The 25,269-nt window shown below is 69.0% G+C and carries 24 protein-coding genes and 2 pseudogenes; 14 read left to right on the forward strand and 12 right to left on the reverse strand.

Annotated elements, in window-relative coordinates:
* Positions 1-63: 63 nt before the first annotated feature.
* Positions 64-1,365, reverse strand: coding sequence for an LCP family protein (locus tag GD880_RS03385; protein WP_193314336.1), 1,302 nt, complete (start codon positions 1,363-1,365; stop codon positions 64-66).
* A 221-nt stretch (positions 1,366-1,586) separates the two neighbouring features.
* On the opposite strand from GD880_RS03385, the gene GD880_RS03390 reads away from it, so the two are divergent.
* Positions 1,587-2,804 (forward strand): glycosyltransferase family 4 protein, encoded by a 1,218-nt coding sequence (locus GD880_RS03390; protein WP_152230222.1) that lies wholly within the window; start codon positions 1,587-1,589, stop codon positions 2,802-2,804.
* A 21-nt stretch (positions 2,805-2,825) separates the two neighbouring features.
* Here GD880_RS03390 and GD880_RS03395 read toward each other — a convergent pair whose 3' ends face one another.
* Positions 2,826-3,272 (reverse strand): DUF2304 domain-containing protein, encoded by a 447-nt coding sequence (locus GD880_RS03395; RefSeq protein ID WP_152230223.1) that lies wholly within the window; start codon positions 3,270-3,272, stop codon positions 2,826-2,828.
* An 8-nt stretch (positions 3,273-3,280) separates the two neighbouring features.
* Positions 3,281-3,973, reverse strand: coding sequence for a glycosyltransferase family 2 protein (locus tag GD880_RS03400; protein WP_152230412.1), 693 nt, complete (start codon positions 3,971-3,973; stop codon positions 3,281-3,283).
* A 197-nt stretch (positions 3,974-4,170) separates the two neighbouring features.
* Between GD880_RS03400 and GD880_RS03405 the strand changes: the two genes are divergently transcribed.
* Genes GD880_RS03405 through GD880_RS03415 form a run of 3 tightly spaced genes read left to right on the forward strand, consistent with a single transcriptional unit; the run spans position 4,171 to position 6,925 of the window.
* Positions 4,171-4,785 carry an acyltransferase gene (locus tag GD880_RS03405; protein ID WP_152230224.1) on the forward strand — a complete coding sequence of 205 codons (615 nt, stop codon included), beginning with the start codon at positions 4,171-4,173 and terminating at the stop codon, positions 4,783-4,785.
* Between the two features lie 8 nt (positions 4,786-4,793).
* Positions 4,794-5,897 (forward strand): DegT/DnrJ/EryC1/StrS family aminotransferase, encoded by a 1,104-nt coding sequence (locus tag GD880_RS03410; RefSeq protein ID WP_152230413.1) that lies wholly within the window; start codon positions 4,794-4,796, stop codon positions 5,895-5,897.
* On the forward strand, positions 5,897-6,925 hold the full coding sequence (locus tag GD880_RS03415; protein WP_152230225.1) for a Gfo/Idh/MocA family protein: 1,029 nt from the start codon (positions 5,897-5,899) through the stop codon (positions 6,923-6,925). Before GD880_RS03410 ends, GD880_RS03415 begins: the two co-directional genes overlap by 1 nt.
* Before the next feature lie 62 nt (positions 6,926-6,987).
* Here GD880_RS03415 and GD880_RS03420 read toward each other — a convergent pair whose 3' ends face one another.
* From GD880_RS03420 to GD880_RS03460, 9 genes are all read right to left on the reverse strand, one after another.
* Positions 6,988-7,545 carry an OsmC family protein gene (locus tag GD880_RS03420; RefSeq protein WP_152230226.1) on the reverse strand — a complete coding sequence of 186 codons (558 nt, stop codon included), beginning with the start codon at positions 7,543-7,545 and terminating at the stop codon, positions 6,988-6,990.
* A 98-nt stretch (positions 7,546-7,643) separates the two neighbouring features.
* Positions 7,644-8,495, reverse strand: coding sequence for a 3-hydroxyacyl-CoA dehydrogenase family protein (locus GD880_RS03425; RefSeq protein WP_226909350.1), 852 nt, complete (start codon positions 8,493-8,495; stop codon positions 7,644-7,646).
* Positions 8,496-8,618: 123 nt separating this feature from the next.
* Positions 8,619-9,305, reverse strand: a complete 687-nt coding sequence (locus GD880_RS03430) for an NADPH-dependent FMN reductase (protein WP_226909351.1) — start codon at positions 9,303-9,305, stop codon at positions 8,619-8,621.
* Positions 9,306-9,383: 78 nt separating this feature from the next.
* A complete protein-coding gene (locus GD880_RS03435; protein WP_152230227.1) occupies positions 9,384-10,289 on the reverse strand; it encodes a MaoC/PaaZ C-terminal domain-containing protein in 906 nt (301 codons plus the stop codon).
* Entirely contained in the window at positions 10,286-11,554 is a 1,269-nt protein-coding gene (locus GD880_RS03440; RefSeq protein WP_152230228.1) for a CaiB/BaiF CoA transferase family protein, read from the reverse strand. The genes GD880_RS03435 and GD880_RS03440 overlap by 4 nt, the downstream gene beginning before the upstream one ends.
* A 62-nt stretch (positions 11,555-11,616) precedes the next feature.
* Positions 11,617-12,669 carry an LLM class flavin-dependent oxidoreductase gene (locus GD880_RS03445; protein WP_152230229.1) on the reverse strand — a complete coding sequence of 351 codons (1,053 nt, stop codon included), beginning with the start codon at positions 12,667-12,669 and terminating at the stop codon, positions 11,617-11,619.
* A gap of 29 nt (positions 12,670-12,698) precedes the next feature.
* The gene (locus GD880_RS03450) at positions 12,699-14,168 is read right to left on the reverse strand and encodes an aldehyde dehydrogenase family protein (protein WP_152230230.1); all 1,470 of its coding nucleotides are present in this window, start codon (positions 14,166-14,168) and stop codon (positions 12,699-12,701) included.
* 128 nt (positions 14,169-14,296) lie between these two features.
* A complete protein-coding gene (locus GD880_RS03455) occupies positions 14,297-15,490 on the reverse strand; it encodes an MFS transporter (protein WP_152230231.1) in 1,194 nt (397 codons plus the stop codon).
* The gene (locus GD880_RS03460; RefSeq protein WP_193314337.1) at positions 15,487-16,941 is read right to left on the reverse strand and encodes a flavin-containing monooxygenase; all 1,455 of its coding nucleotides are present in this window, start codon (positions 16,939-16,941) and stop codon (positions 15,487-15,489) included. Before GD880_RS03460 ends, GD880_RS03455 begins: the two co-directional genes overlap by 4 nt.
* A 141-nt stretch (positions 16,942-17,082) precedes the next feature.
* Here GD880_RS03460 and GD880_RS20195 point away from each other — a divergent pair, with 141 nt between their 5' ends.
* The 10 genes and pseudogenes from GD880_RS20195 to GD880_RS03505 form a co-directional block, all read left to right on the forward strand.
* Positions 17,083-17,346 carry a hypothetical protein gene (locus GD880_RS20195; protein WP_193314338.1) on the forward strand — a complete coding sequence of 88 codons (264 nt, stop codon included), beginning with the start codon at positions 17,083-17,085 and terminating at the stop codon, positions 17,344-17,346.
* Positions 17,347-17,402: 56 nt separating this feature from the next.
* Positions 17,403-18,584, forward strand: a complete 1,182-nt coding sequence (locus GD880_RS03465) for an ABC transporter substrate-binding protein (RefSeq protein WP_193314339.1) — start codon at positions 17,403-17,405, stop codon at positions 18,582-18,584.
* A 66-nt stretch (positions 18,585-18,650) separates the two neighbouring features.
* Positions 18,651-19,520, forward strand: coding sequence for a branched-chain amino acid ABC transporter permease (locus GD880_RS03470; RefSeq protein ID WP_193314340.1), 870 nt, complete (start codon positions 18,651-18,653; stop codon positions 19,518-19,520).
* Between the two features lie 5 nt (positions 19,521-19,525).
* Positions 19,526-20,605: a branched-chain amino acid ABC transporter permease gene (locus GD880_RS03475; protein WP_152230235.1), complete on the forward strand. Its 1,080-nt coding sequence runs from the start codon at positions 19,526-19,528 to the stop codon at positions 20,603-20,605.
* Positions 20,595-21,413: an ABC transporter ATP-binding protein gene (locus tag GD880_RS03480; protein WP_193314341.1), complete on the forward strand. Its 819-nt coding sequence runs from the start codon at positions 20,595-20,597 to the stop codon at positions 21,411-21,413. Before GD880_RS03475 ends, GD880_RS03480 begins: the two co-directional genes overlap by 11 nt.
* Positions 21,410-22,108: an ABC transporter ATP-binding protein gene (locus tag GD880_RS03485; protein ID WP_152230237.1), complete on the forward strand. Its 699-nt coding sequence runs from the start codon at positions 21,410-21,412 to the stop codon at positions 22,106-22,108. The genes GD880_RS03480 and GD880_RS03485 overlap by 4 nt, the downstream gene beginning before the upstream one ends.
* Before the next feature lie 11 nt (positions 22,109-22,119).
* A complete protein-coding gene (locus GD880_RS03490) occupies positions 22,120-23,436 on the forward strand; it encodes a PucR family transcriptional regulator (protein ID WP_152230238.1) in 1,317 nt (438 codons plus the stop codon).
* Positions 23,437-23,559: 123 nt separating this feature from the next.
* Positions 23,560-24,321 carry a crotonase/enoyl-CoA hydratase family protein gene (locus GD880_RS03495; RefSeq protein ID WP_152230239.1) on the forward strand — a complete coding sequence of 254 codons (762 nt, stop codon included), beginning with the start codon at positions 23,560-23,562 and terminating at the stop codon, positions 24,319-24,321.
* A 273-nt stretch (positions 24,322-24,594) separates the two neighbouring features.
* Positions 24,595-24,728: pseudogene (locus tag GD880_RS20585) on the forward strand (helix-turn-helix domain-containing protein); the annotation flags it as partial.
* A gap of 142 nt (positions 24,729-24,870) precedes the next feature.
* Positions 24,871-25,198, forward strand: a pseudogene (locus GD880_RS03505) (gfo/Idh/MocA family oxidoreductase); the annotation flags it as partial.
* Positions 25,199-25,269 lie beyond the last annotated feature (71 nt).

Raw genomic sequence — 25,269 nt, forward strand, 5'->3', positions numbered from 1 at the left:
CACGGCGCGGCGTGCCGTCAGCGTAGGCGCCCGGTGGGCGCCGCCGGGCATCCTAGCGGTGCCTCACCGGGTGCAGGCCGGTGTGGTGGGCTCCGGGGCCGCGGAGACCGCCCCGTCGTCCGCGGGCGCCGACGGCGTCTCGGTCCCCTCGTCGGCGGGCGACGACGGGGTGGCCGGCACCGGGGCCTCGCCGGTGCCGGAGAGGGTGCCCTCGATCGCCAGGTCGGCCGCGAGGGCGTCCCACAGGTCCGCGGCCTCGGCGGCGGGCCGGACCCGCGCCCCGGCCCAATCGAAGGGCATGGTGGCGAACGCGATGCTGGCGGGGTCGATCCCGCGCAGTGAGTTGGCGAGCCCGGCCAGCACCGGGATCTGCCCGACCTCGGGGCCGGTCGTCAGCGTGGAGGTGGCGGCGTCGAGGAACTGGTAGAGGGCCGGCAGGTCGGTGAGGAGGTTCTTGCCGAGCGCCTCGCGGGCGATCGCCGCGACGAGCTCCTGCTGCCGGCCGATGCGGGAGATGTCCGAGCCGTCGCCCACGGACTTGCGCACCCGGGCAAAGCCGAGCGCGTTGTGCCCGTCGAGCACCTGGCAGCCGGCCGTGAGATAGAGGTCGGCCTGCCTGTCGTTGATGTTCTGGTCGACGTTCATCGGCACCCCGCCGAGGGCGTCGACCACGCTGATGAACCCCGCGAAGTCCACGACGACGAAGTCGTCGATGAAGACCCCGGTGAGGTTCTCCACCGTGCGGATCGTGCACGCGGCGGCCGCGCCGACGTCGCCGGTCTGCCCCCCGATGGAGAACGCGGAGTTGAACATCGCGCCGTTCGCCGCACGCGTCTCCGTGCCGTTGGGGAGCCGGCACGAGGGGATGTCCACGAGGGCGTCACGCGGGATGGAGACGACCTCGACGCGGGAGCGGTCGGCGGAGACGTGCACGATCATCGTCGTGTCCGCGCGCATGCCGTCGACGCCGGAGTGGTCGTCGTTGGCGCCGGCGCGGGAGTCCGAGCCCAGGACGAGCAGATTGAGGGCCTTCCCGGCCTTGGCATCGATCGGTGCCGCCTCGGCCCCGCCGGTGGGCCGGTCGCCGAGCAGGGCCGAGATGTCTTGGCGGTCGACGTTGCCCTGGATGTCGGAGTAGGCCAGCGCACCGCCGGTGCCGGCGAAGAGGACCAGGCCCAGGGCGCCGGTGCCGACCTTGCTGAGCAGCCGATGCCGGCGCCGGTCGCGCCCGTGCCGCGGTGTGCCAGGCGCAGGTCGTCCGCGCCGTGCGTGTCGCGCCGCGGCCTCGCGGGCAGCGCGGCGACCACCGACCGGCGCTGCAGCCGTGCGGCGGCCGCTCCTGGCGGAGGAGAGGGGGCTCGACACAACACGCGATCCTACGGAATCGGAGGGCATGGGTGATATCAGCGACGCGTGTGGCGGCGTAGAGACTTCGTGGAGATTCTCCGCGGTGAGCCCCGCGACAGCAGGCCGTTCCTGTCCGCAAATGTGCCACGATCGTCGGTGGAGGGCCGATCCGGCCGCTCCGGCCCCGCTTCCGCCACCGGCCCGCGGGGGCACGCACTTCCGGCAACTCAAAGGCGTCCATGCGCATCGTCCTGACCACACGGATCTTCACCCCCGAGCCGGCCGCGGCCTCCTTCCGGCTGCACGCGCTCGTCACCGCGCTGGGCCAGGTGGGGCATCGGGTGACGGTGCTCACCACCCGCTACCCGGAGGCGGAGGCGGTGGATCCGGCGGGCGCGGTGGTCAAGCGCTGGCCCGTGCTGAGGGACGCGCAGGGGTACGTGCGCGGGTACCTCCAGTACGTCAGCTTCGACGCCCCCCTGGCGCTGCGGCTCCTGCGCGAGCCGGCCGACGTCGTTGTGACGGAGCCGCCGCCGACGACCGGGGCGGTGGTCCGCGTCATCGCGGCGATCCGCCGCGTGCCCTACGTCTACTACGCCGCGGACGTCTGGTCGGACGCGGCGGCGCAGACCGCTCCGGCCGCGCTGGTGGCGCTGCTGCGGCGGCTGGAGGGCTGGGCGATGCGCGGCGCCCGTCGGGTCATCGCGGTCTCGGACGAGGTGGCCGCGCGGGTGCGCGAGCTGGGCGTGCGCGAGGTGGACGTCGTCCCCAACGGGATCGACACCCGCACCTTCACGCCCGACGGCGCGGCCGCCTCGCCCGGCGCGTACCTCCTCTACGCCGGCACCGCCTCGGAGTGGCAGGGCGCGGACATCTTCGTCCGGGCGATGCCGCAGGTCCTCGCCCAGGTGCCGGAGGCCCGGCTGGTCTTCGTCGGCCAGGGCAGCGCCTGGGAGCAGATCCGGGAGCTGAGCACCGAGCTGGCGCCGGACGCCGTAGAGCTGCTGAGCACGATGCCGCCCGAGGAGGTGGCCCGCTGGCAGCGGGGCGCCGCCGCGGCGCTGGTGAGCATCGTCCCGGGGCAGGGCTACGACTTCGCCTACCCCACGAAGGTCCTGGCGGCCCTGGCCAGCGGCACCCCGGCGCTGTTCGCCGGGGTCGGCCCGGCCGCCGAGGACATCGCCGCACACGACCTGGGCGAGGTCGTCGCCTACGACGTCGACGCCGTGGCGGCCGCGATGATCCGGGCGCTGCAGCGTGGCCGGAATGAGGCCGTCCGGCTCCGGCTCGTCGAGTGGGTGGAGCAGCACCGGTCGCTGCGCACCACCGGCCGCCGGGCGGCCGGCGTGGTTGCCGGCGCCGGGACGGCCGCGGTGCCCGGCCGGCGCAAGAGCCCTGACGGCGATGTCGCCGCCGTGGCGGGCCTGCGCCGGCCCCGCCTGCGCCCCCGGCGGTAGCACACCCGCCGGCGTGGCTGGCTAGGAGGTCAGGTCGCCGCCCTTGGTGGCGCCGTCCGTCGGGGCGGCCTCCGGCTCCTCGCTGGGCATGACCTGCTCCAGGCCCGGCTGTGAAGCGGTCTCCTGCGGCGTCGCCGCGAGGCCGGTCTGGCCCTCGGCGAGCGCCAGCTTGCGCGTCAGGATCGTGATCCGCCGGTCCTGGGCGGCGAGGCGGCGGTAGTTGCTGGAGACGTAGGTGAGGAAGGCGATGACCAGCAGGTAGAGGAGCAGGTCGGTCCCGCGCCCGACCCCCAGCAGGTTCGCGACCTTGCTGAACCACGAGGGGAAGAGCACCGCGAAGGCGGCCAGGACCACGAAGCCGAACAGCATCAGCCGGCGGATGGCCTGATGCCGCGCGCCCGCGGCGGACCGGGTGAGCGGGAGCACCGTGGCGGCGATGCCGAGGAGCAGAAGGACCTGGATCCACATGGGCGCTCCTAGTTCACGAGCAGGTCGACGAGGATGTTGATCGAGTTGAGCAGCGATTGCCCCTTGGCCCGGGAGTACTCGGTGTAGCGGATGAACACCGGGTACTCGCGCCAGGGCAGCTTGGTGCGCCCGAGCTGGGTGACGATCTCGCTGGCGTGGGCCATCCGGTTCTGGTGCAGGTGGACCTCGGCGGCGGCGTCGCGCCGGATGACCCGCAGGCCGTTGTGCGCGTCCGTGAGGCGCAGCCCGGTGGACTGGTTCGTCACCCAGACGGCGGTCTTGAGCACGGCGCGCTTGGCCAGGCCTGGCTTGGTCCGGTCGTCGAGGAACCGGGAGCCGAAGACGATGGCGAGATCGTCGTGCTGCGCCAGCCGCACCATGGCCGCCGCGTCCGCGACGTCGTGCTGGCCGTCGGCATCGAACGTCACGACGAACCGCCCCGGGGTGTGGCCGACGACGAACTCGATGCCGGTCTGCAGCGCCGCGCCCTGCCCGAGGTTGACCGCGTGCTGGAGCACCACGGCGCCGGCGCGGCGCGCGCGCTCCGCCGACGCATCGGTCGAGCCGTCATCCACGCACACGATGTGCGGAAAGGTCTGCAGCGCCTCGGCGATCACCTCCTCGATGACCGCCGCCTCGTTGTAGAGCGGGATGACGAGCCACGCGTCGCTGAGGGGCGAGGGCACAGTCATGGGCGCCATTGTCGCAGCCGTCACCCACCTCCTCAGGTCATCGGGACCTGCATCACATCCTCCGCGCCGCCTAGCCACCAGCGGCGGGTGGAGCCGCCCTGGGCCTTCGGCCCCGGGAGCGGATCGGACGGGTTGGGCTAAGTTTTCCTTCGGACCCATCCCGGCCGAAGAGCGGCGCGCCGGCGCCGCGATGGAGGAGCATGCCGATGCCAGCGCGGATCGTGGACAGCGCGGACGTCTCGCCCGACGCCAGCATCGGGGACGACACCTCGGTCTGGCACCTGGCCCAGGTGCGTGAGGGCGCCGAGCTCGGGGAGAACTGCGTCATCGGCCGCGGCGCCTACATCGGCACCGGCGTGCGGATGGGCAACAACTGCAAGGTGCAGAACTACGCCCTCGTCTACGAGCCCGCCAGCCTGGCCGACGGCGTCTTCATCGGCCCAGCGGTGGTGCTCACCAACGACACCTACCCCCGCGCCATCAATCCCGACGGCTCCCTGAAGTCCGCCCACGACTGGGAGCCGGTGGGCGTGACCATCGAGACCGGCGCCGCCATCGGCGCCCGCGCGGTGTGCGTGGCGCCGGTGACCGTCGGGGCCTGGGCCACCGTCGCCGCCGGCGCGGTGGTCACGAAGGACGTCCCGCCCCATGCGCTTGTCGCCGGGGTCCCGGCCCGCCAGATCGGCTGGGTGGGGCAGGCCGGCGTGCGCCTGGAGCCGGTGCCCGGGGCCGACGGCGGAGCGCCGCGGTGGCGCTGCCCGCAGACCGGCCAGCAGTACGACGAGTTTGAGAACACGATCAGGAAGGTGGCGGCCGAGTGAGCCTGCCCATGATTCCCGCGGCCAAGCCGATCATCGGCGAGGACGAGCGCCGCGCGGTCGACGCCGTGCTCGCCTCCGGCATGGTGGCCCAGGGCCCGGAGGTCAAGGCCTTCGAGGCCGAGTTCGCCGAGCACTTCACGCCCGGCCGCGCCTGCGTGGCGGTGAACTCCGGCACCTCCGGCCTGCACCTGGGCCTGCTCGCCGCCGGCATCGGCCCCGGCGACGAGGTCATCGTGCCGTCCTTCACCTTCGCCGCCACCGGCAACGCCGTCGCGCTGACCGGCGCCACCCCAGTCTTCGCCGACATCGAGCCCGACCACTTCTGCCTCGACCCCGAGTCGATCCGCGCCTCCATCACCGAGCGCACCAAGGCGATCATGCCGGTGCACCTGTACGGCCACCCCGCCAACATGCCCGCCATCCGGGCCCTGGCCGACGAGCACGGCCTGATGGTCTTCGAGGACGCCGCCCAGGCCCACGGCGCCAGCCTGAACGGCGAGCAGGTCGGCACCTTCGGCACCTTCGCGATGTTCTCCCTGTACCCGACGAAGAACATGACCTCCGGCGAGGGCGGCATGGTCGCCTGCGCCACCGAGGAGATCGCCCGCAACGTCCGGCTGCTGCGCAACCAGGGCATGGAGACGCAGTACGCCAACGAGCTCGTCGGCCTCAACAACCGCATGACCGACATCCACGCCGCCATCGGCCGCGTGCAGCTGACCAAGGTCGATGCCTGGACCGCCCAGCGCCAGGCCAACGCCAAGTTCCTCGACGCCCACCTCGAGGGCGTCACCACCCCGCCGGTGGCCGACGGCGCGGTGCACGTCTACCACCAGTACACGATCCGCATCCCCGGCGCCGCGGGCGCCGAGCGCGACCGTGTCGTCACCGCGCTGCGGGAGGAGCACCAGGTCGGCAGCGGGGTCTACTACCCCATCCCCAACCACCGGCTCGCGTCGCTTGCGCCCTACGCTCCGGGCCTGGAGCTGCCCGAGACCGAGCGGGCCGCCGCCGAGGTCATCTCCCTGCCGGTGCACCCCTCCCTCTCCCAGGACGACCTCGAGCGCATCGTCACCGCCGTCAACACCGTCGTCGTCAAGGCGGGCGCCTGATGAGCGGCGCCACGAAGACCCTGCGCATGGGCCTCATCGGCCTGGGCTCCATGGGTCGCCACCACGCCCGCGTCATCCGCGAGACCCCCGGCATGGAGCTGGTCGCCCTCGCCGACCCCGCCGGGGACGCCTGGGGCGTCGCCGGCGACCTCGAGGTGCTGCCCGACGTCGAGGCGCTCATCGCCGCCGGCATCGACGCCGCCTTGGTGGCCGTGCCCACCGTCTACCACGAGGACGTCGCCCTGGCGCTGGCCGCCGCGGGCGTGCACACCATGGTGGAGAAGCCCATCGCCGCTACCGCCGACGCCGGCCGCCGGGTGGCCCAGGCATTCGAGGACGCAGGCCTGGTCGGCGCCGTCGGCTACGTCGAGCGGTGCAACCCGGCCCTGCTCGAGGCGCGCCGGCGCATCGCCGACGGCGAGCTCGGCGAGGTCTACCAGATCGCCACCTCCCGGCAGGGCCCCTTCCCGGGCCGCATCTCCGACGTCGGCGTGGTCAAGGACCTCGCCACCCACGACGTCGACCTCACCGCCTGGCTGGCACAGAGCCCCTACGCCTCCGTCTCCGCGCACGTCACGCACCGCTCCGGCCGCGACCACGAGGACATGGTGGTCGCCACCGGCCGGCTGGAGAACGGCATCATCGTCAACCACCTGGTCAACTGGCTCTCCCCGCGCAAGGAGCGCCAGACCGTCATCACCGGCGAGCGGGGCGCCTTCGTCGCGGACACCGGCGCCGGCGACCTTACGTTCTACGCCAACGGCAAGGTCCCCACCGAGTGGGACCGGATCGCCGCCTTCCGCGGCGTGAGCGAGGGCGACATGATCCGCTACGCCATCGCCAAGCGCGAGCCGCTGCGGGTGGAGCAGGAGAACTTCCGCGACGCCGTGCTCGGCACCGGCGACCACATCGTCACCATGGCCGAGGGCGTGCACACCCTCACCGTGGTCGAGGGCATCCTCGAGTCGGCCGCCACCGGGCAGAGCGTGCACCTGCAGCCCGCCGACGTCGCCGCCGTCGCCGGCTGAGCCGGCCTGCGCGGCCCACCGCATGACCTGGTGAGGGCGCCGCGGTCATCCGCGGCGACGCCTCACGCCAGTTCGGTGGTGACCGGGACCCCGCGAACGAGCGTGTCTCGGATCGGAGACCGTTGCTCGACCAGCTCGACGAGCTCGACGAGCTGGTCGCGGCTCACGCCCGGGGCGTCGAGCTCGACGCGTACCCGCACACCCTGCACTCCGGGGGAGACGCTGTGATCCACGCCGAGGAATCCGCTCAGATCGAAGTCCGCCTCCAGATCCAGGCGGTAGCTCTTCAGCTCGATGCCCCGCGCGGCTGCGTTGGCCACGAGCGTGACGGTGTAGCAGCCCGCCAAGGCCTGCAGGACGTACTCGGCCGGGGACACCGCGGTGTCGGTGCCCAGCAGCGCGGTGGGCTCGTCGCTCTCCATGACGTACTTGCCAAGGCGCGTCTGGTCGCTCGAGCCACCCTGGACCAGCGCACCGGTGGTCGCCCTCATGGATAGGCCGCCACGCCATTCGCCGTGCACGGCGAACGTGACGTGCCCGAGCTGGCGGTTCTCGGTGACCGCCTCGATCGTCGCTCTGAGGGCCTGCGCGTCGAAGCCGTTGATGGTGAGTGTCTCCATGTCATGTCCTTACTGTGTGGTCGCTGGTCAGTCGTCTGCGTAAGTCGTGCGCGTGGTCGTCTGCGTGGTCGGGGGTGGGCCGCCGGGGATCCCGGCGCTCACCACCGATAGAAGCCCTGTCCGGTCTTGCGGCCGAGCTCTCCTCTCGCGACCTTGTCGATCAGCAGCTCGGGCGCGGCGAACCGGCTGCCGAGCTCACGCTCAAGCTCCCGGGCGATGGCCAGGCGGACGTCCAGGCCGACGAGATCGGTCGTGCGCAACGGGCCGAGGGGATGGCGGTAGCCGAGCGTCATGGCGGTGTCGATGTCCTCGATCGACGCGACGCCCTCGTCGACCATGCGCATCGCCTCGAGGGCTATCACGACCCCCAGGCGGCTGCTGGCGAAACCCGGTGAGTCGCGGACGACGATGGACGTCTTCTCCAGGGCGGCCACCCAGCGCTGAGCCTGGCTGACGACTTCTGGTGAGGTCGCTCGGCCCACCACGATCTCGACCAGCGAGCTCGCCGGGACGGGGTTGAAGAAGTGGAGGCCCAAGAACCGGGCGGGATCGGTCACGGCCTGCGAGAGCGCGTCGATCGACATCGAGCTGGTGTTGCTCGCGAGGACTGCCTCAGCGCTGATCCGATCGATCCGCCGCAGGACGTCACCCTTCAGCGCGGCGTCCTCGGGCACGGCCTCGATGACGAGCTCGGCATCGTGGAGCACGTCCGGCTCGGTCACCACGTCGAAAGCTGCGGGTGCCGCCTGATCCGCTGACCGCGCGAGCGTTGCCGCGAGCCGGTCGCGGGCCTGGTCGACGGACTTGGGGACCTCCACGATCGTCACCCTGGCGGCGATCGACCCTAACGCGTGGGCGATGCCGATCCCCATCCGTCCGCCGCCGAAGACACCGACATGTGCGAGCGGACGCATCTTGTGCTTCAACGTTCCGTTGAGGGAGAGGCTCATCTTGCTTCTGCTTTCTTCGTGGTGCGACAGGAAGCGTGGGAGACCGTCCGCACGTGGTGATGTGCGGGAGAACCCGTGACGGCCGCGTGCAGTCAGCGGCGGTCGCGGAGCCGGGCGCGCGGATCAGGCCCGGTGGACAGGTCGGACCATCGATGTGCTCGGCGCAAATTTGGCCATCTGCTCGGCCCGCATCGCCTGCGTGAACCGAACGACCTGGGAGGCGACGGTCGTCAGCTGGATCGCGTGATGATTCGTCGGATCCTGGGCGATGGTCTCCATGGAGTTGACGCTGGTGTTCAGGGCGACGCCCAACGGAGTGGGCCAGGCGCGCAGAGCGTGGGCCACTCCCCGCAGGTGCTGAAGGGCGCTGACGGAGGCCTGCCATCCGTAGGCGACGGAGATGCACCCCACGGCGAGGCCGTCGAAGTAACTGCGGCCGATGCGCCGGAGGTCTTCGGCATAGTCGAGGGCATTCTTGATCATTCCCGACATTGAGCCGTGGTATCCCGGGCTTGCGATGATGATGCCGTCGGCGCGGGCATAGGCCTCGACCAGCCGCGTGCTGCTCGCGGAACGAAAGGAGTCCTCGGCGTCGTAGATCGGGAGCATCAGGTCACGCCCTACGAGGAACTCGACCTCGGCGCCGGCCTGGCTGGCGCTGTCGGCGGCGATACGCAGCGCGATCTCTGAGGACGAGTTCTCGCGGGTCGATCCGCCGAGGGCGAGGAGCCTGATGGGCGGCTCTGATTCCGGCCCGTCCTCGTGCAACCGAGGAAGAATCCGAACGGTGGTCGTCTTCTGTGCGTTCACGGCGGTTCCTTCTGTTCCTCGGATCGGGCTCTTACTCGTCGACGGTTTCACGGGGCCTCAACTGACCGCCATGGCTCGTCATCCAGAGTGTTGAGCGAGCGATTGGGGTGTGCCCCAAAGTGGCTCAAGGAGTTGCGGGGCAGGCGCGAGTGTGACGACCCCGTCGCTGAGGAGGGGGACACCTTCCGGGTCGCGCAACTCAAAATCGACGACCGTGCCGGTCTCGTCCTCGTGGGTGGCGTAGACAAGGCGCGCTCGGGTGCCGACAAAAACGGGCTTCCGGAAACCGCACCGGAAGTGCTTGACCCTGGCGTGATCCGTCACGCCGACCGCACCCAGGAGGGCCGACAGGCAGTACGAGAGGGTCGCGGTGCCATGGAGGATGAGTCGCGGGAAGCCGGCCCGCTGAGATTCGCGGAGGTCGGTGTGGAAAGGCACCCAGATCCGGGCGCACTCCGAATAGACGTGCGCGGCGACGTCGGTGAACTCGATCTCGACGGCGGAGCTCAGCGGCAGCTGGCCGTGGCCGGGCGGAGGCATGCGATGCTCGTCAGGGGGGAGGTCGGCCATGGGGGGCAGCTTGAGGCCGCGATAGAGGCTCGTGGCTGTGGTGATCGCGGCCGTGGTGGCGGTCGTCTTGTGCGTGACGACGAACTCGGTGGCGACCACCGTTGCGGTCGCCGTCGGAGTTATCGACGAGATGCGGCCGGTGACCTCCAGGTCGTCGTCCCACTCGAGGGGACGCATCATTGACGTGGAGCTGGTGAGCTGCACGACGGATCGTGCACCGGCGAGCACGGGCGCCTCACGGATGCGCTGCCTGATCAGCCATTCGAGGTGTGCCAGGTAACCGCAGTGCACGGTGCGCGACTCGCCAAGCAGAGCGGGGTTCGGGTCGAGCACAGCCGCGGCATAGTTCATCGCCCACCGAGGCTCGATCCGGTGACTGACCGGACCGAACTCGTGATCGGGCGCATCGGTCATGCCCAGTCCCCGATCCCGCTGCTGCGGGGACCTGAAGGCTGACCGCCACGGGGCGGCCCGGCGGCACCGACACTGGCGGCATAGGCGCTCGCGGGAACCGAGACAACGCCGGAAGCGGCCAGGGCGTCGATCTCGTCGGTCTCGAACCCGCACGACGTCAGGATGCCCATCGTGTCGGCGCCCAGGCCCGGCGCGCGCGCCGGCACGAGGGGCACCTCGGCGCTCATGTGGGCGACGCGGCCGGGCATGGGCACGTGCCCGTCACCGTGCCTGACGTGGGGCAGCATGTCGCGATCGGCGAGCTGATCGGACGCGAGCAGATCGTCGATGGAGCTGACCTTGCCGGTCGGGACCCCCCGAGCCTGAAGCCGCGCGACGATCTCGTCGCTGGAGTGCTGCGTGGTCCACGCGGTGATGGCCTTCTCCAGGCTGTCGTAGTCCTCGACACGCCGCGCGGCCGAGAGATACCTAGGATCGGCCAGCTCGGCAGTGCCCACCTCCTCGGCCAGCCCGGTCCACATACGCTCGGAGAGCGCGGCGATGTAGACGTAACCGTCACGGGTACGGAAGGTCGTGGCGAAGACGTTGGCGCTCCGGTTGCCCGAGCGGGCCGGCTCCATCCCCACGTGCGCCCGGGCAGGCTCGTAGGCGAGCATCGCGACGATCGAGTCCAGCATCGACACGTCCACGAGCTGGCCGACCCCGGTGCGCTCGCGGTGCTGCAGCGCCAGCAGGGCGCCGAGCGCGCCGTGGAGCCCCGCGGCATGATCGGCGATATAGGCGCCGGCCTTCAATGGAGGTCCGTCCCTCTCGCCCGTCAGGTAAGAGATCCCGCTCAACGCCTGGATGATCCCGTCGAACGCCGACAGGTCGCTCATGTGGCCGGTCAGCCCGAAGCCGGTCACCTGGACCATGATGATCCGCGGGTTGATCTTGCTGATCCGGTCATAGTCGAAATGGAGCCGTTCCGGCACGCCCTTGGAGTAGTTGGTGACGACCAGGTCCGCCGTCGACACCAGCTGGTCGACGACGGGCCGGGCCTCCGGCCGCTTCAGATCGATCGCCAGGGACTTCTTGTTCCGGTTCATGGACGTGAAGTAGAGGCTCTGCCCGTCATAGACCGGCTGGGCATGACGGGACGGTTCACCGCTCAGCGGTTCTAGCTTGATGACCTCGGCTCCGTGGTCGGCCAGGAGCAAGGAGCAGTGCGGGCCCGCGATGTAGTGGCTCAGGTCCAGCACGCGGATGCCGTCGAGTGCGAACATCGTTGATCTTTCTGTCGTGTCCAGTCGATCTGTCTGTCGTGCCCGGCGCTGTCCGGGCAGCGTCACACCGCGTGCAGGTGGGGCAGGACGTGGCGGTTGAACGCGGGATCGCCCAGGGACAGGTGCAGCATGCCGACGCCGATTTCCTTGAGCTCCTCCACCTTGGTGAGGATCGTGTCGGGAGAGCCGATCAGCCCGGTGGCGTAGCCCTCGTTCATGTCGAGCGCGGCCAGCTTGCTGTCCCAGTCGCTCCACATGCCCACGCTGTCGGTCATCTTGCGGCGGCTGTTCACGGCGTCCCAGTCGATCGCGCCCACCATCGTGTCGATCTCGTTCCAGGCCGCCTTGTCCGTCGAGCGGCACACCGGCGACGCGGTGACCGCGAAGCGCACCTCGCGGCCCTCGTTGGCGGCTCGCTTGCGCACTTGGGTGATGATGCCCTCGATCTTCTCGGGCGAGCCGCCGTTGAGGAACATCCAGTCGCTGTGCTTGGCGCCCATCTCCATCGCGGCCTCGGACTGCCCACCCTGGAAGACCTCGAGCTCGCCGAGGGGGCCAGGATCGATGATCAGGTCGTCGACGGAGTAGTACTCGCCCTGGTAGGCGACGGACTCGCTGGACCAGGCACGCCGCAGGATGTCGATGAACTCGGCCGAACGGGCGTAGCGGTCGTCATGACTGACCAGATCGGCGCCGAAGCTCGCGAACTCGGAGACCTTCCAACCTGAGACGACGTTGATCCCCCAACGACCGCCCGAGAGCCGGTCCATGGTGGCTCCCCACTTGGCGACGACAGCGGGAAGTGTGAACCCGGGATGGATGGCGGAGATGATCTTCATCTTCGTCGTGCACGCTGCGAACAGCGTTGACATCGCGAAGACGTCGAAGCTGGACGGGCCGTTGTTCGCGGTCCCGTACCACCGCTGCGGCACGAGCAGGTTGTCGATCAGGCCGTCCAGCGCTCCCACGGACTCCTGGAATGCGGCGGTGAGCTCGCTGCCGCCGCCGGCCTGCATCAGCTCGGTCTGGTCGACGGTGGTCGCCAGCGACGGGTCGCCCTTGCGGAAAAGCTTGGCCCGCAGCGTGGTGGTGGGTGCCCAGGTACAAGTTTGCACGGCTACTCCTGTTTTCTCGCGAGCCGCTGCTACGGCTGCGGTGTCTTGTTGAGGTTCACGACCTGCGTGCTCGTGTAGGCCCGGACGCCCTCGATCCCGAACTCCAGACCGAATCCCGACTGCTTCACACCGCCGTAGGGGACGTCCTGGCGCAGCGCGCCGTGCTGGTTGATCCAGACCGTGCCGGCATCGAGCTCCTCCGCGAGCTGCAACGCCCGGTCCGTGTCCTTCGTCCATACGGAGGCGCCCAGGCCGTAGACCGAGTCGTTCGCAAGCCGGACCACGGAAGCGGTGTCGTCGAAGGCGCTGACCGTGCGGATCGGCGCGAAGATCTCTTGGGAGAGGAGTGCGGAGCCGGGCCGGACGTCCGTGACGACGGTGGGCTCGACGAAGTAGCCGGGGGTGTCAAGGGTCCGACCGCCCGTGGCGACCCGCCCTTCGGAGGTGGCCAGTCGAAGCCAGTTCTTCGCCTGCTCGAACTGCTGGGAGTTCTGCACGGGCCCGAGTTGTGTGCTGGGATCGAGGCCGTGGCCGACCTTGAGCTGGCTAGCGTGGTACGCCATCGCGTCGACCAGGGCGGTGTAGACGTCGCGTTGGGCGTAGATCCGCTTGCTCGAAATGCACACCTGTCCCGCGTTCTTGAAGGATGTCGCGACCAGGCGCTGCGCGACGAAGTCGACGTCGACGTCGTCAAGGATGATCGCCGCGTCGTTCCCGCCAAGCTCGAGGGTGAGTCGTTTGAGCGTTCTGGCCGCCGTCTCCATGACCCGGCGCCCGGTCGCGGTGGAGCCGGTGAAGCTCACTTTCGCGACGTCGTCGGCGTCAGCGAGGATCGGGCCGACGTCGCCGCCGTCGGTGACGATGTTGATCAGCCCGGGTGGCACCTGGTCGTGGAGCAGCTCGCCGAGGACGAGGGTGCTCAACGGAGTGGTGGGGGCGGGCTTGACGATGACGCTGTTGCCCGCCATGAGTGCCTGGGTCGTCTTGAAGACGGCCTGGTAGAGCGGGAAGTTCCACGGCACGATCGCGGCGACGACGCCGAGCGGGCGCGGCACGAGCCACACGCTGTTCGTGTCGTCATCGACGAGGAGGGACCGCTCGAGCCTGATCCCGGCCATGAACTCGGCGAACTGGCTCGCTCGCGTGACGTCCGAGCGGGCTTCGTCGATGGGTTTGCCCTGCTCGAGCACGATCAGCGGTGCGAGGCGCTCCACGTTCTCGTGCAGGACGGCGGAGATCCGCAGGGCGACTTCCCGGCGCTGCTCGTACGTCGAGCTTCGCCACACCCGGAACGCGTTGGAAGCTGCGGCGATCGCGCTGTGAACCTGCCTGGGCGATGCCGTCGGGCTCTCGGCGAGGTGCTGACCGGTGCCGGGGTCGGTGATGCTCGTGCGACCCTCGCCGTCGACCAGCTCGCCCCCGATCAGCATTCTCAAGCCGGCAAGCGCCGCGCTGTCGATCACCGGGCTCGCGATGTCCGATTCGGTCGTCTGGTGCATCAAATTTCACTCACCAATCCGTTAAAGCCGCTCATTGCGGCGGTGAACCTCATTCTTCGCGCGAGGGTGAGCCCCATCAATGGAGGGCTGCCCAACGTGTACAGGAGCCACTGTTCAGGTCCACAGCCTCACGAGGGAGCGGGCACGAGGCGCCTTTCGCGAAGGGCCAACACCCCGAAAAGTGGCCCGGCGGAAAGTGCGACAAAGGCAATTCGCCAGCTTGTCGCTTCCGCCAGATACGGCAGGCCCTGGATGGAGACCGTCGTCACGGCAAAGCCGACGGCGGTCTGGACGGTCAGCGCGGTCCCGACGTGGCCGGGGTCGGTGACGTGCGACAGAGCTGCCGAGAACTGTCCGGAGTCGGCAACGACGCTGGCGCCCCAGATCATCAGGAGCGCCGTGAGCGGGACGAGGCCGAGCATCGAGACGCCGTACGAGGCGACGGCACAGGTGCCGCTCGTGACGAGCGCCAGGCGCGCCATGCGCACGGGCCCCGCGCCCTCGCCCCAGCGGCCCGCGGCGACGCACCCCGCGGTGCCGGCGACCCCGATCACCGTGAAGGTGAGGAGCCCGACGGCGGGGCTCTGGATGGCGATGCCGTCACCGAAGATCTCGACCGCTGCGAGATACGTGGGAAGCCACGTCCAGAACGCGTACAGCTCCCACATGTGCCCGTAGTAACCGAGATTGATGCGGCGCTGGTTCGGGTCCTGGAACATGCGGATCGCATAACGCGGGGCGAATGGCGCGGCGCCTGCGAGATGGGGACCGGGCCGAACCAGGACCAGGGCCACGATGCCGCCCAGGCCGGCAAGGAGGGCGGCGGCGACAAGCACCGGTCGCCAGTCGCTGGCCGAGACGGCGACCAGGAGCTGCGGAAGGCTGGAACCGAGCGTCAGGGCGCCGATCAGGACCCCCATGGCGAAGCTGCGGCCGCGGTCGAACCAGGTGGCCATAAGCTTCATGCCCACCGGGTAGACACCGGCGAGGCAGACCCCCGTGAGGAAGCGGATCAGCACGGCCAGGACGTACTCCTCGCCGATGACCAGCACCAGCGCCGTCAACAGGCTGCCGGTGAGGGCGGAGACGCTCATGAGCAGGTGCGCCCGGACCCGATCGGCGATGTTGAGGAAGGCCGAGAGCAGCGCGCCGGCGACGAACCCGACCTGCAGGGAGGTCGCCAGCAGGTTCGCGGCGGACGTTCCGAGATCCCACTCCTGCCGCAGCGCCGGGAGCACCGCCGACGCCGAGAACCACAGCGCCATGGCGAGGACCTGCACGAGCGCGATGAGCGCGAGCTGGCGCCCCTGGGACCGAGTCACATCCTGAACTCCTCATAGATCCACGGGAGGCCCGGGTGTGCTGCCTTGAGGAGACCGGCGTACGCGATCGAGGTGTGCGGCCAGTTCGTGACGATCTTGCCGTCCTGGGTGCTGAAGTAGTTGTTGCAGCCGGCTGTCCACACCGTGTCCGAGATCGACGACTGCAACCACTGGTTGAACCTGCGGTGGGCGTCGGGCCGCACCATCAGACCGGTCAGGCGGTTGCGGTCGGCGTAGGCGAGCGCACGGACGATGTGCTCGACCTGGCGCTCGAGGACGAAGACCATGGAGGTGGTTGCCGTGTTGCTGTTGGGCCCGTAGGTCATGAAGAAGTTCGGCAGCCCGGGGACGGCGACGCCGAGGAACGCCTCCGGGCCGCCGGCCTCTGCCCACTGGTGGCTCAGCAGCCGGCCGTCCGGCCCCTCCACCTCGACGGTGTTCAAGAACTCCTGGGCCCGGAACCCGGTGGCCAGGACCAGGAGGTCCACCTCGACCGTGGTCCCGTCCGCGGCGATCACGCGCGATCCGTCCACACCGACCAGGGCCGACGGGACGGTGGTGACGTTGTCGCGCAGGAGCGCCGGGTAGAAGTTGCTGTCGCGAACTGCTCTCTTGCAGCCGAAGGGGTACGAGGGTTTCAAGACCTCTTGGAGGGCGGGGTCGTCGACCGCTCGCTCGAGGAAGTCCACCGCATGGCGCAGCTGTCGGACGTTTCGCCGGGATCCCATCTCGTACTTGCCGTGGGCAAGCTCGCGTCGGAGGTACTGCCAGCAGCGTTCCGCCTTCTGCAGCGGCCCGGCCGGCCGCTTGACCGTCCCGGCGTGCACCTTGTCCGGCTTCGGCAGCACCCAGCCCGGCTGCCGCTGGAACAGATGGAGACTGTGCACGTGCGGTGCGATCGCCGGCACGATCTGGGCGGCTGACGACCCGGTGCCCACGACAGCGGCGCGTAGCCCGTGCACGTCGAGGTCCTTGGGCCAGCGAGCCGTGTGCGTGGCGACCCCGGTGAACGCGTCCAGCCCGGGTATGTTCGGGATCAGTGGGTCGTTCAACATCCCGACGCAGGCAATGACGCCATCAAAGTTCTGCTCGAAGCCATCTTCGCAGGCGATGCGCCACTGCTTGGAGCTGGGGTCGTAGACGCACGACCGCACGTCGCTCGATGTCCGGATCTTCGGGCGCAGGCCGAATCGGTCGACCACCTCGTTGAGGTAGTCGAGGATCTCGGGCTGCTCCGCGTACCTGCGGCCCCACTGCTTGCGCGTATGGAAGGAGTAGCTGTAGAGCCGCGAGTCCACGTCGCACGCCGCACCGGGGTAGGAGTTCAAGAACCAGGTGCCACCGACGTCCGGGTTCTTCTCGAAGATCGTGAACTCCTCGATGCCCACCTTCTGCAGATTGACGCCGGCAGCGATGCCGGAGATTCCAGCACCGATCACGGCTATGCGCATCGTGGATCCGCCCGCGTGTACAAGCATCAGATTCTTCCTCATCTTCGGGGTCGACCACGAGCGTGCCTGCTCGGGAATGTGACGACCATGGCGAGAGCCACAACAGTCCGGCCGCGGCGTTGGGAACGAGTCCAAAGAGCGATGCTGACTATTGCCACGGTCCGGCTCGCCGTTAAGACTCCGAGCCGTGCTGGCCGTTCGGTGCGGGTCGTGGACGGCGGTGGTGACGATGCAGTTGCCGCCGGCTTTAACGCATCGGTCCAGCATCTGGTAATCAACCCGGTTTTTTGCTGTCTCTCAGTGATTCCCCCCCAACTGAACCGACGGATGCTGTTGGATCAACAGGTTCCAGCCGGAACTGATGAGGCGGCTCATCCGAAGTTCCAAGAGAAGGGCTTGACGTGATCGACTCAATTGAGCCAGATGCGAGGCGAACGAAGATGCGGCCGCGGTTCCGTCGGATGCTGGGGGTCGCGGCTCCGATGTTCCTGGCCGCCTCGCTGCTGAGTGCCTGCGGGCCGGCGAGCGGGGTCAACGACGACGAACCGGTCAAGCTGGGGCTCGTCTACGGCATGAGCGGGGCGTGCGCGTCCGCCGGTGAACGGCAGGAGAAGGGGGCGCGCCTCGCCGTCGACCAGGTCAACGAGCAGGGCGGGATCGACGGCCGCACGGTGGAGCTCACCGTCAAGGACACCGCCTGCGACCCGACCCAAACGATCCGGCAGATCCGCGACCTCGCCCAGAAGGATGTCCACCTGCTGTTCGGCCTCGGCGTCAGCAACGAGGCGCTCGCGGCGAAGCCGATCCTCAACCAGGTCGAGTCGACGCTGATGGTCACCGCGGCCCACACGTCCCAGCTCTTCGACGACAACCCCACCGACTTCATGTTCCGGATCTCCGACGACGCCAGGACCAGGAACGTCGCCGCCGCGCGCCTCATGCACGAGAAGTTCCCCGACGCGCACAAGTGGGCCAGTGTCTCGCCGGACTACGGGTACGGGCACGAGACCTGGGAGTTCTTCCGCGGCGAGATGGAGCGCCTCGACCCGGACTTCGAGGTGGTCGAGGAGGCATGGACCCCGCTCGACACCACCGACTACCGGCCGTACATCCAGTCCGTGATGGGCGCCGAGCCGGACGGCGTGTTCTCGTCCCTCTACACCTCGCTCGCCGTGACCTTCTACCAGCAGGCCAAGCCCTTCAACTTCTTCAAGGACCTCGACGCGTTCCTCATCGTCAGCGACGAGCTCGAGGTGGCCAAGGCCATGGGCGAGGGCATGGAGGACGAGTGGGCCGGCTCGCACTACTACCCCGGCTCCTTCGACAATGAGCTCAACGACCGCTTCGTCGAGACCTACAAGGCCAAGTACGGCGAGGAGCCCACCGGGTACTCCTCGGAGTCCTACAGCGCGGTGTGGGCCTACAAGGCGGCGATCGAGAAGGCGGACAGCTCATCCGCGAAGGATGTGAGCGAGGCGCTGAAGGGCCTGGAGGTCGACACGGTCAAGGGTGTTCGCACGTTCCAGGAGAACGGTCAGGCACTGACCGCCGTGGCCTTCTTCCGGATTGCACCCGATGACGCCCCGCCGGGGTGGAAGGTCGCCGAAGCGCTGGCGGTGCCCGCGACAGATCTCGGTCAGTAATTCCGCACCAACAGGGGTTGGCTAGGCGCCCGCCTAGCCAACCCCGGAACCGAAATGGCTGATCACATGACACTTCTCCTGATCGCGCTGGTCACGGGACTTTCTCTCGCGTCCATCTACTTCATCGCGGGCGCCGGGCTCACCACCGTCTACGGGGTGCTCCACGTCCCCAACTTCGCCCATGGCGCCTTTCTCATGGTCGGCGGCTACCTGACGTACGCCATCACCCGCGGCATCGCGGTGAGCGTCCCGGTCTATCTCGCCGTGATCATTGTGGCGAGCCTGGGTGTGGGGGTGCTCGCTGCCCTGGTCGACGTCCTCGTGCTGCGTCGCAGCTATCGAGGGCAGGCCTTCGCGCCCGTGATCGCGACGTTCGGCGTCCTGCTGCTCGTCGAGGGCATCGTCGAGGCCGTGTGGGGCCTGGAGCCGATGGCTCAGGCGTTCCCCACGGGCACCGGAAGCTCCCTGGAGATCGGTGGGGTGACGGTGCCCTACTACTCGATCTTCACCATCCTGGTCGCGGTGGCGGTGGGGGTCGCGCTCTGGCTCGTTCTCAGTCGCACGTCCATCGGCATGCTCATCCGCGCCGCGGCGCAGGACAAGGAGATGGCGGAGGCGCTGGGCGTTCCCGTGCAGCTGATCTACACCGGCGTGTTCGCCGTCGGTGGAGTGCTGGCGGGCCTGGCCGGCGGCCTCGCGGTTCCGAACTACGCGCTCTCGCCCGAGATGGGCGCACTGTTCCTGCTGACCGCGTTCGCCGTCGTGGTGGTCGGCGGGATGGGCAGTATCCGTGGTGCTCTGCTCGCCGCGGTGGTCCTTGGCCTCGGTGCCTCCGTGCTGACGGTGTACGGGCCGGCACTGAGCGGAATTGCCCTCTTTGTTCCCATGATCCTGATCCTGCTCGTGCGGCCTCAGGGCCTCCTCAAAGGTTGGTGACTCTAGTGCAAAAGCTCAGCCTGCCCGGCGGCCGGTCCGTGCCTGCCCGAACTCCGACAGCCATTGTCGGCATCGTGATCGTGATCGTGCTGCTCCCTATGCTGCCGAGCGTCCTGGACGGCATCACCATCTTCTGGGTCAGCGGGATGCTGATCTCGATGCTGTTCGCTGCCTCCTATCACCTGCTCCTGGGCACCAGCGGACTCCTGTCCTTCGGGCACGCCGCCCACTTCGGCATCGGTGCGTACATCACGGCGATCTGCTACCGAGAAGGCTGGGGTCTCGTCCCCACGCTGGGCCTCTGCCTGCTCGTCAGCCTCGTGGCGGCCATCGTGATCGGGCTGGTTACGCTGCGTACCTCGGGCGTGCAGTTCGCGATCCTGACACTCGCGTTCAGCATGGTCGCCCACCAGCTCACGTTCCTGTTCCGCGAGTTCACCGGCGGTGATGACGGCATCTCCGCGTTGTCCCCGCCGCCGCTGGAGATCCTGGGGACGAGCATCGAGCTGACGATCCCGAGCGAGTTCTTCCGGGTGCTGGCAGTCATCGTCATCATCGGGCTGACGATGTTGTACCTGATCGACCGTTCCTCGCTGGGGCACGTCCTGCGGTCGATCCGGGACGACTCGATCCGCTCGCAGTACCTGGGTTTCCGCCCGCGCCGCTACCGCATGGTCGCGTTCGCCCTGTCCGGCACCTCTGCCGGGATCGCGGGGGCGCTGTTCGTCACGCTGAACGGCATCACGACCCCCACCACGCTCTATTGGACGACGTCGTCGCTGCCGTTGATCATGGTGCTGATCGGAGGGATGCGCAGCTTCTGGGGAGCGCTGATCGGTGCGGTCGTCTACGAGGGGCTCATGTACCTCACCGCAGACGTGGTCAAGGGTGTGAACATCTACCTCGGCCTGCTCGTTCTCCTAGTCGTCCTCTTCCTGCCCAACGGGGTGGTCGGCCTGAGGCCCACCCTGAGGAGTCTGCTGACCCGGCGACCGGGGGAGGCGCGCGAACGCGCCAAGAATCCAGTCCCGGCGAGCCAACCAGATCCGGGATTCGAGCTGGAAGGGGCACACAGTGGCCGTTGAGCTGCGTTCGAAGACGCCAGTCGACCACGAGCCGGAGTATGCGCTGCAGCTCGCGGGCGTGACCAAGACCTTCTCCGGGTTCTTCGCCCTCAAAGATGTGTCGTTGACGGTTCGGCCCGGGGAGATCCAGGCCATCATCGGCCCCAACGGAGCGGGGAAGAGCACCCTTTTCGCCTCGGTCGCAGCCGAGATCGCCGTGGACGGTGGCTCGGTCGCGATCCTCGGGCACGCGACGTCGAAGAAGGATCCGTCCAGCCTCGTCCAGCTCGGGCTGTCCCGCGCGTTCCAGGTGGCCCGGATCTATCCCAGCATGACTGTTTTCGAGAACATCATGATCGCGGTGCTCGGTATTGAAAGGCTGCGGCCCACGTCTCTCGGCCGCCGGGTGGGCACGTTCTTCGCGCCGCGGCGGTTGCTCAGCGCACGTGTGGTCCAGGCGGCGACGGAGACCGGCCTGGAGGACGTGCTGAGTTACCGGGCCGGGGCGATCTCCCACGGGGACAAGAAGCGGCTCGAGCTGGCCATGGCGCTCTGCATGGAGCCCAAGGTGCTGTTGCTGGACGAGCCCACCGCCGGGATGTCACCGGAGGAGACCGAGTCGACGGTGGCGCTGCTCAAGAAGCTGCACAACGACCGCCGGCTCACCATGTTGATCACCGAGCACGATCTCAGCGTCGTATATGCCCTCTCGGACCGCATTGCCGTCCTCAACAGAGGCGCGATCATCGCCAACGGCTTGCCCGACGAGATCCGCCGTAACAGTGAAGTCGCCAGGGTGTACATGGGCGGCGGAGGGGTGAAGTCATGATGAAGGTCAGCGGTCTGGACGCGTTCTACGGCTCCAGTCATGTGCTCTTCGACGTCTCGCTAGAGATCGGGGACGGTGAGTCCGTCGCTCTTCTCGGCAGGAACGGTGCGGGAAAGTCGACCACGCTCAAGAGCATCATGGGTCTGGTCGGCAGCACCTCCGGAACGGTGGAGTGGCGGGGGAGCGGCATCCGTGGCCTTAGGCCGTCGGTCATCGCCCGGCGCGGAGTCGCCTACGTTCCCGAGGATCGCCGCATCTTCCCCGACCTGACGGTGGAGCAGAACCTGCGCATGGGCCGCTCGGCGAACCCCAAGGGGGCGCTTGCGGTGGAGGAGGTCCTGGAGATGCTTCCCCTGCTCGCCCCCCTGGTCGACCGGCCGGGCGGTGTGCTCTCCGGCGGCGAGCAGCAGGCGTTGGCGATCGGGCGAGCGTTGATTGGTCGCCCCGCCCTCGTCCTCCTCGACGAGCCGTCGGAGGGTCTCGCGCCCCTGATCGTCGAGAGCCTTGGCCAGGTCATCAACGATCTGCGCACCCAGCAGGGCATCTCGATGCTGCTGTGCGAGCAGAACCGTGACTTCGCGCTGGCGCTGACGGATCGTGCCTATGTACTGGACGGCGGCCGGATCGTCTATTCCGGCACGACGGCGGAGATCCGGGCACAAAGCGGGGACATCGATCGTCTCCTGGGCGTCTAGGGGACCGGTCGATGCTCGATTCCGCGCTGGGTGCACACGGCAAGGCCGAGACGTTCGAGGCCCACGTCAAGCAGATGAGCGAAGACATCGAGGTACTCGTCGAGCGGGTCTTCGATCGCGTGTCCCGCCTTCCCGAGTATTCCGTGCTGGCGGGCCAGCCCGATGGCAGGCGGTACATGCGTGACGGGACCCGCTTCCTCATCCGCACCTTCTGCGACCGCCTCCGCGGGGTGTATCGCGAGGTCGCCCACGTCGACTTCGTCCACCGGGCATCGAAGAACAGGGCCGAGTCCGGTGTGCCTGCCCAGACGGTGCTGTACTCCTATCAAGTCGCCTCACGGGTCCTGTGGGACTGGTTGTTCGAGCAGGAGTCCACGCGCAAGGCGGGGGATCCCGTCGTCGGCGGGTTCTGGTCGGCGTGGATGGCCCATGTCGACCGCGCGACGCGTGCGGTGCTTGACGCTTACATCGCCGCGGCGAGCGTGGAGGCGGTCTCGACGTCGACCATTCGATGGCAGTTCCTGCTGGACTTCATCGGTGGTGAGCTCGCCCCCGAGACGTTGACGCACCGGCTGAACGCGATCGGGTTCGCGCGGAGCAAGTCCTATGTGCTGGTGGTGGTCGGCGCGGGCGGTCAGCACAGCGCCGTGCCGTCACGGATGGCGCACCTCGGTGGGCAGTTCGTCCAGAGCCTAACCAGGCTGAGCAGGGGCGCGCCACCGTGCGTGGCCGTGCACGGCCACCGTGCGGTGATCCTCGTTAGCGAGCCGAGGGTCGGCGTGGACGCGATCAAGAAGGCTGTCCTGGAGGTCGTCCAGGACGAAGGCGACAGCCTGGGCATCGTGGTGTCCCGTGAGGTCGCCTGGACCGTTCCCGGGCAACAGGTCTTCGCTCAGCTCGACGCGGTCGCCCGGACGGTACGCCCCGGCGAGGCCGTGTACGTCGACGATCTCTCGCTCGTCGACCACGCCGCCAGCCGGCTGCACTCGGAGTTCAATGAGATCTGCCCGCCGGAGCTCAGGAGGTTCGTCTCTCGTGTGTTCGGCGACCATCCCGAATGGCTCGAGACCGTGGACGCCCTCGTCACCCACAATCTGAACGTTCGCGACGCGGCGAAGGAGCTGTTCGTCCACCCGAACACGATCTACTACCGGATCGACCAGATAAAGCAGCAGGTCGGCATCGATCCCACCGCGATCCGCACGCTCATGGACATGCGGATCGCGATCCGCCTCGCAAGTGCCCTCGAGGAGGTGGTGGCCCCCGCCTCGCTCCCGGCTGCGCCAGGTCTCGCTCACCTCTCGCAGGCCGGTGAGCTCGCGCAATGACGGCACGTCACGCCCAGCGGTCGTGTGCGGGGCCCGCTCGACGCCGCGACCAGGTTCGCTCGGGAGCGGCTGGACACCAGCGTCGCACGCGACCACCAAGAGCCTGTCGAGGTAGGGAGTCAGATGGCTGACCTCAAGGTCGAGGAGCGCGGCCCGGTGCTCGTACTCACCATGGACCGACCCGAGACCCGCAACGCGATGTCCCTGGCGATGGCCGAGGAGGTCGCCGCCGCTGTGACCATGCTCGACGACCGGCCGGACCTCGCCGTCGGCGTGATCACCGGAGCAAACGGCACGTTCTGCGCCGGCATGGATCTGAGGCAGTTCGCGGCGGGGGAGCGGCCATTTGTCGAGGGCCGCGGCTTCGCCGGCCTCGTCGAGCAGCCGCCCCGAAAGCCCTTGGTCGCCGCCGTCGAGGGATATGCGCTCGCCGGCGGATTCGAGATCGTGCTCGCCTGCGACCTGGTCGTCGCCTCCCGGGAGGCCACCTTCGGGCTTCCGGAGGTCAAGCGCGGTCTCACGGCCGCAGGCGGGGGCTTGCTCCGCCTGCAGCAGCGGGTGCCCTATCACCTTGCGATGGAGCTCGTCCTGACGGGCCGGATGTTTCCGGCGACCGAGGCGGCCGATGTCAGGCTGGTGAACCGGGTCGCCGAGCCGGGGACGGCCCTCGATGTAGCCGTCGCCCTCGCCCTGGAGATCGCCGCCAACGCACCCATGGCGCTCGCCGCGTCGAAGCAGGTGCTGCGGCGCTCAGTGGACTGGCCGCTCGAGGAGGAGTTCGACTGCCAGGAGGCGTGGCTGGGTCCGGTGCGCCGGTCCGCCGACGCCAAGGAGGGGGCCCTGGCATTCGTGGAGCGACGCGCCCCCCAGTGGACCGGTAGCTGAGCAGGGGCAGCTCACCGTTCCACCCTCGGGCAGGACGTCGCCAAGGCGGCACGTCGCCCGTCGTCGCGGCAGCGACCACTCAGGCTCCGGCCTCGGCACCACCAGCCGGCGCACAAGCAGTACGAGACATGGTCGCCCTTCCGTGGCGCCCCCGGCGACGGCGAGATCAGGAACCAGCCAGGGTGCCTGCCGGGTGTCGACGGCGGGTGAAAGCTGGACAGTGACGGCGCTCGAAGAGTGAACACACTGGAGACGATTTGGAGTGTGATCACTGTGGAGGATTGGGCGTTGATCAGGAGGCTGGCGGCCGAGGGGTGCCCAAGGCCGCGATCGCCAGACGGGTGGGGGTGTCGAGGGGGACGGTGATCAGGGCGGTCGCCTCGGACGGGCCGCCGAGGTACGAGCGAAGACTGCCGGTCCAAGAGCTCGCTAGCCTCGGCCGTTCATGCCGGAGTGAGGGGTGCAATCGTGGGCTCGCCATCCTCCGGCGGCAGGACCGCCTGGTAATAGAGATCCAGGCGGAGGACATGATGGTCCCCACCGGGCGCCGTCAACTGGCTCTCCCCGCGCAAGGAGCGCCAAACGGTCATCACCGGCGAGCGCGGCGCCTTCGTCGCGGACACCGGCGCCGGCGACCTGACGTTCTACGCCAACGGCAAGGTCCCTACCGAGTGGGACCGGATCGCCGCCTTCAGCGACGTGAGCGGGGGCGACATGATCCGCTACGCCATCGCCAAGCGCGAGCCGCTGCGGGTGGAGCAGGAGAACTTCCGCGACGCCGTGCTCGGCACCGGGGACCACATCGTCACCATGGCCGAGGGCGTGCACACCCTCACGGGTAGTCGAGGGCATCCTCGAGTCCGCAGCCACGGGGAGACCGTCAGGCTGGAGGCTGCCGCGCGGGTCTGAGCGCGACACCTGTCAGTCTCTCCCCGGAAGTTCCGGACG

Origin of the sequence: Georgenia ruanii (genome assembly GCF_009193175.1) — a bacterium.
Lineage (GTDB): Bacteria > Actinomycetota > Actinomycetes > Actinomycetales > Actinomycetaceae > Georgenia > Georgenia ruanii.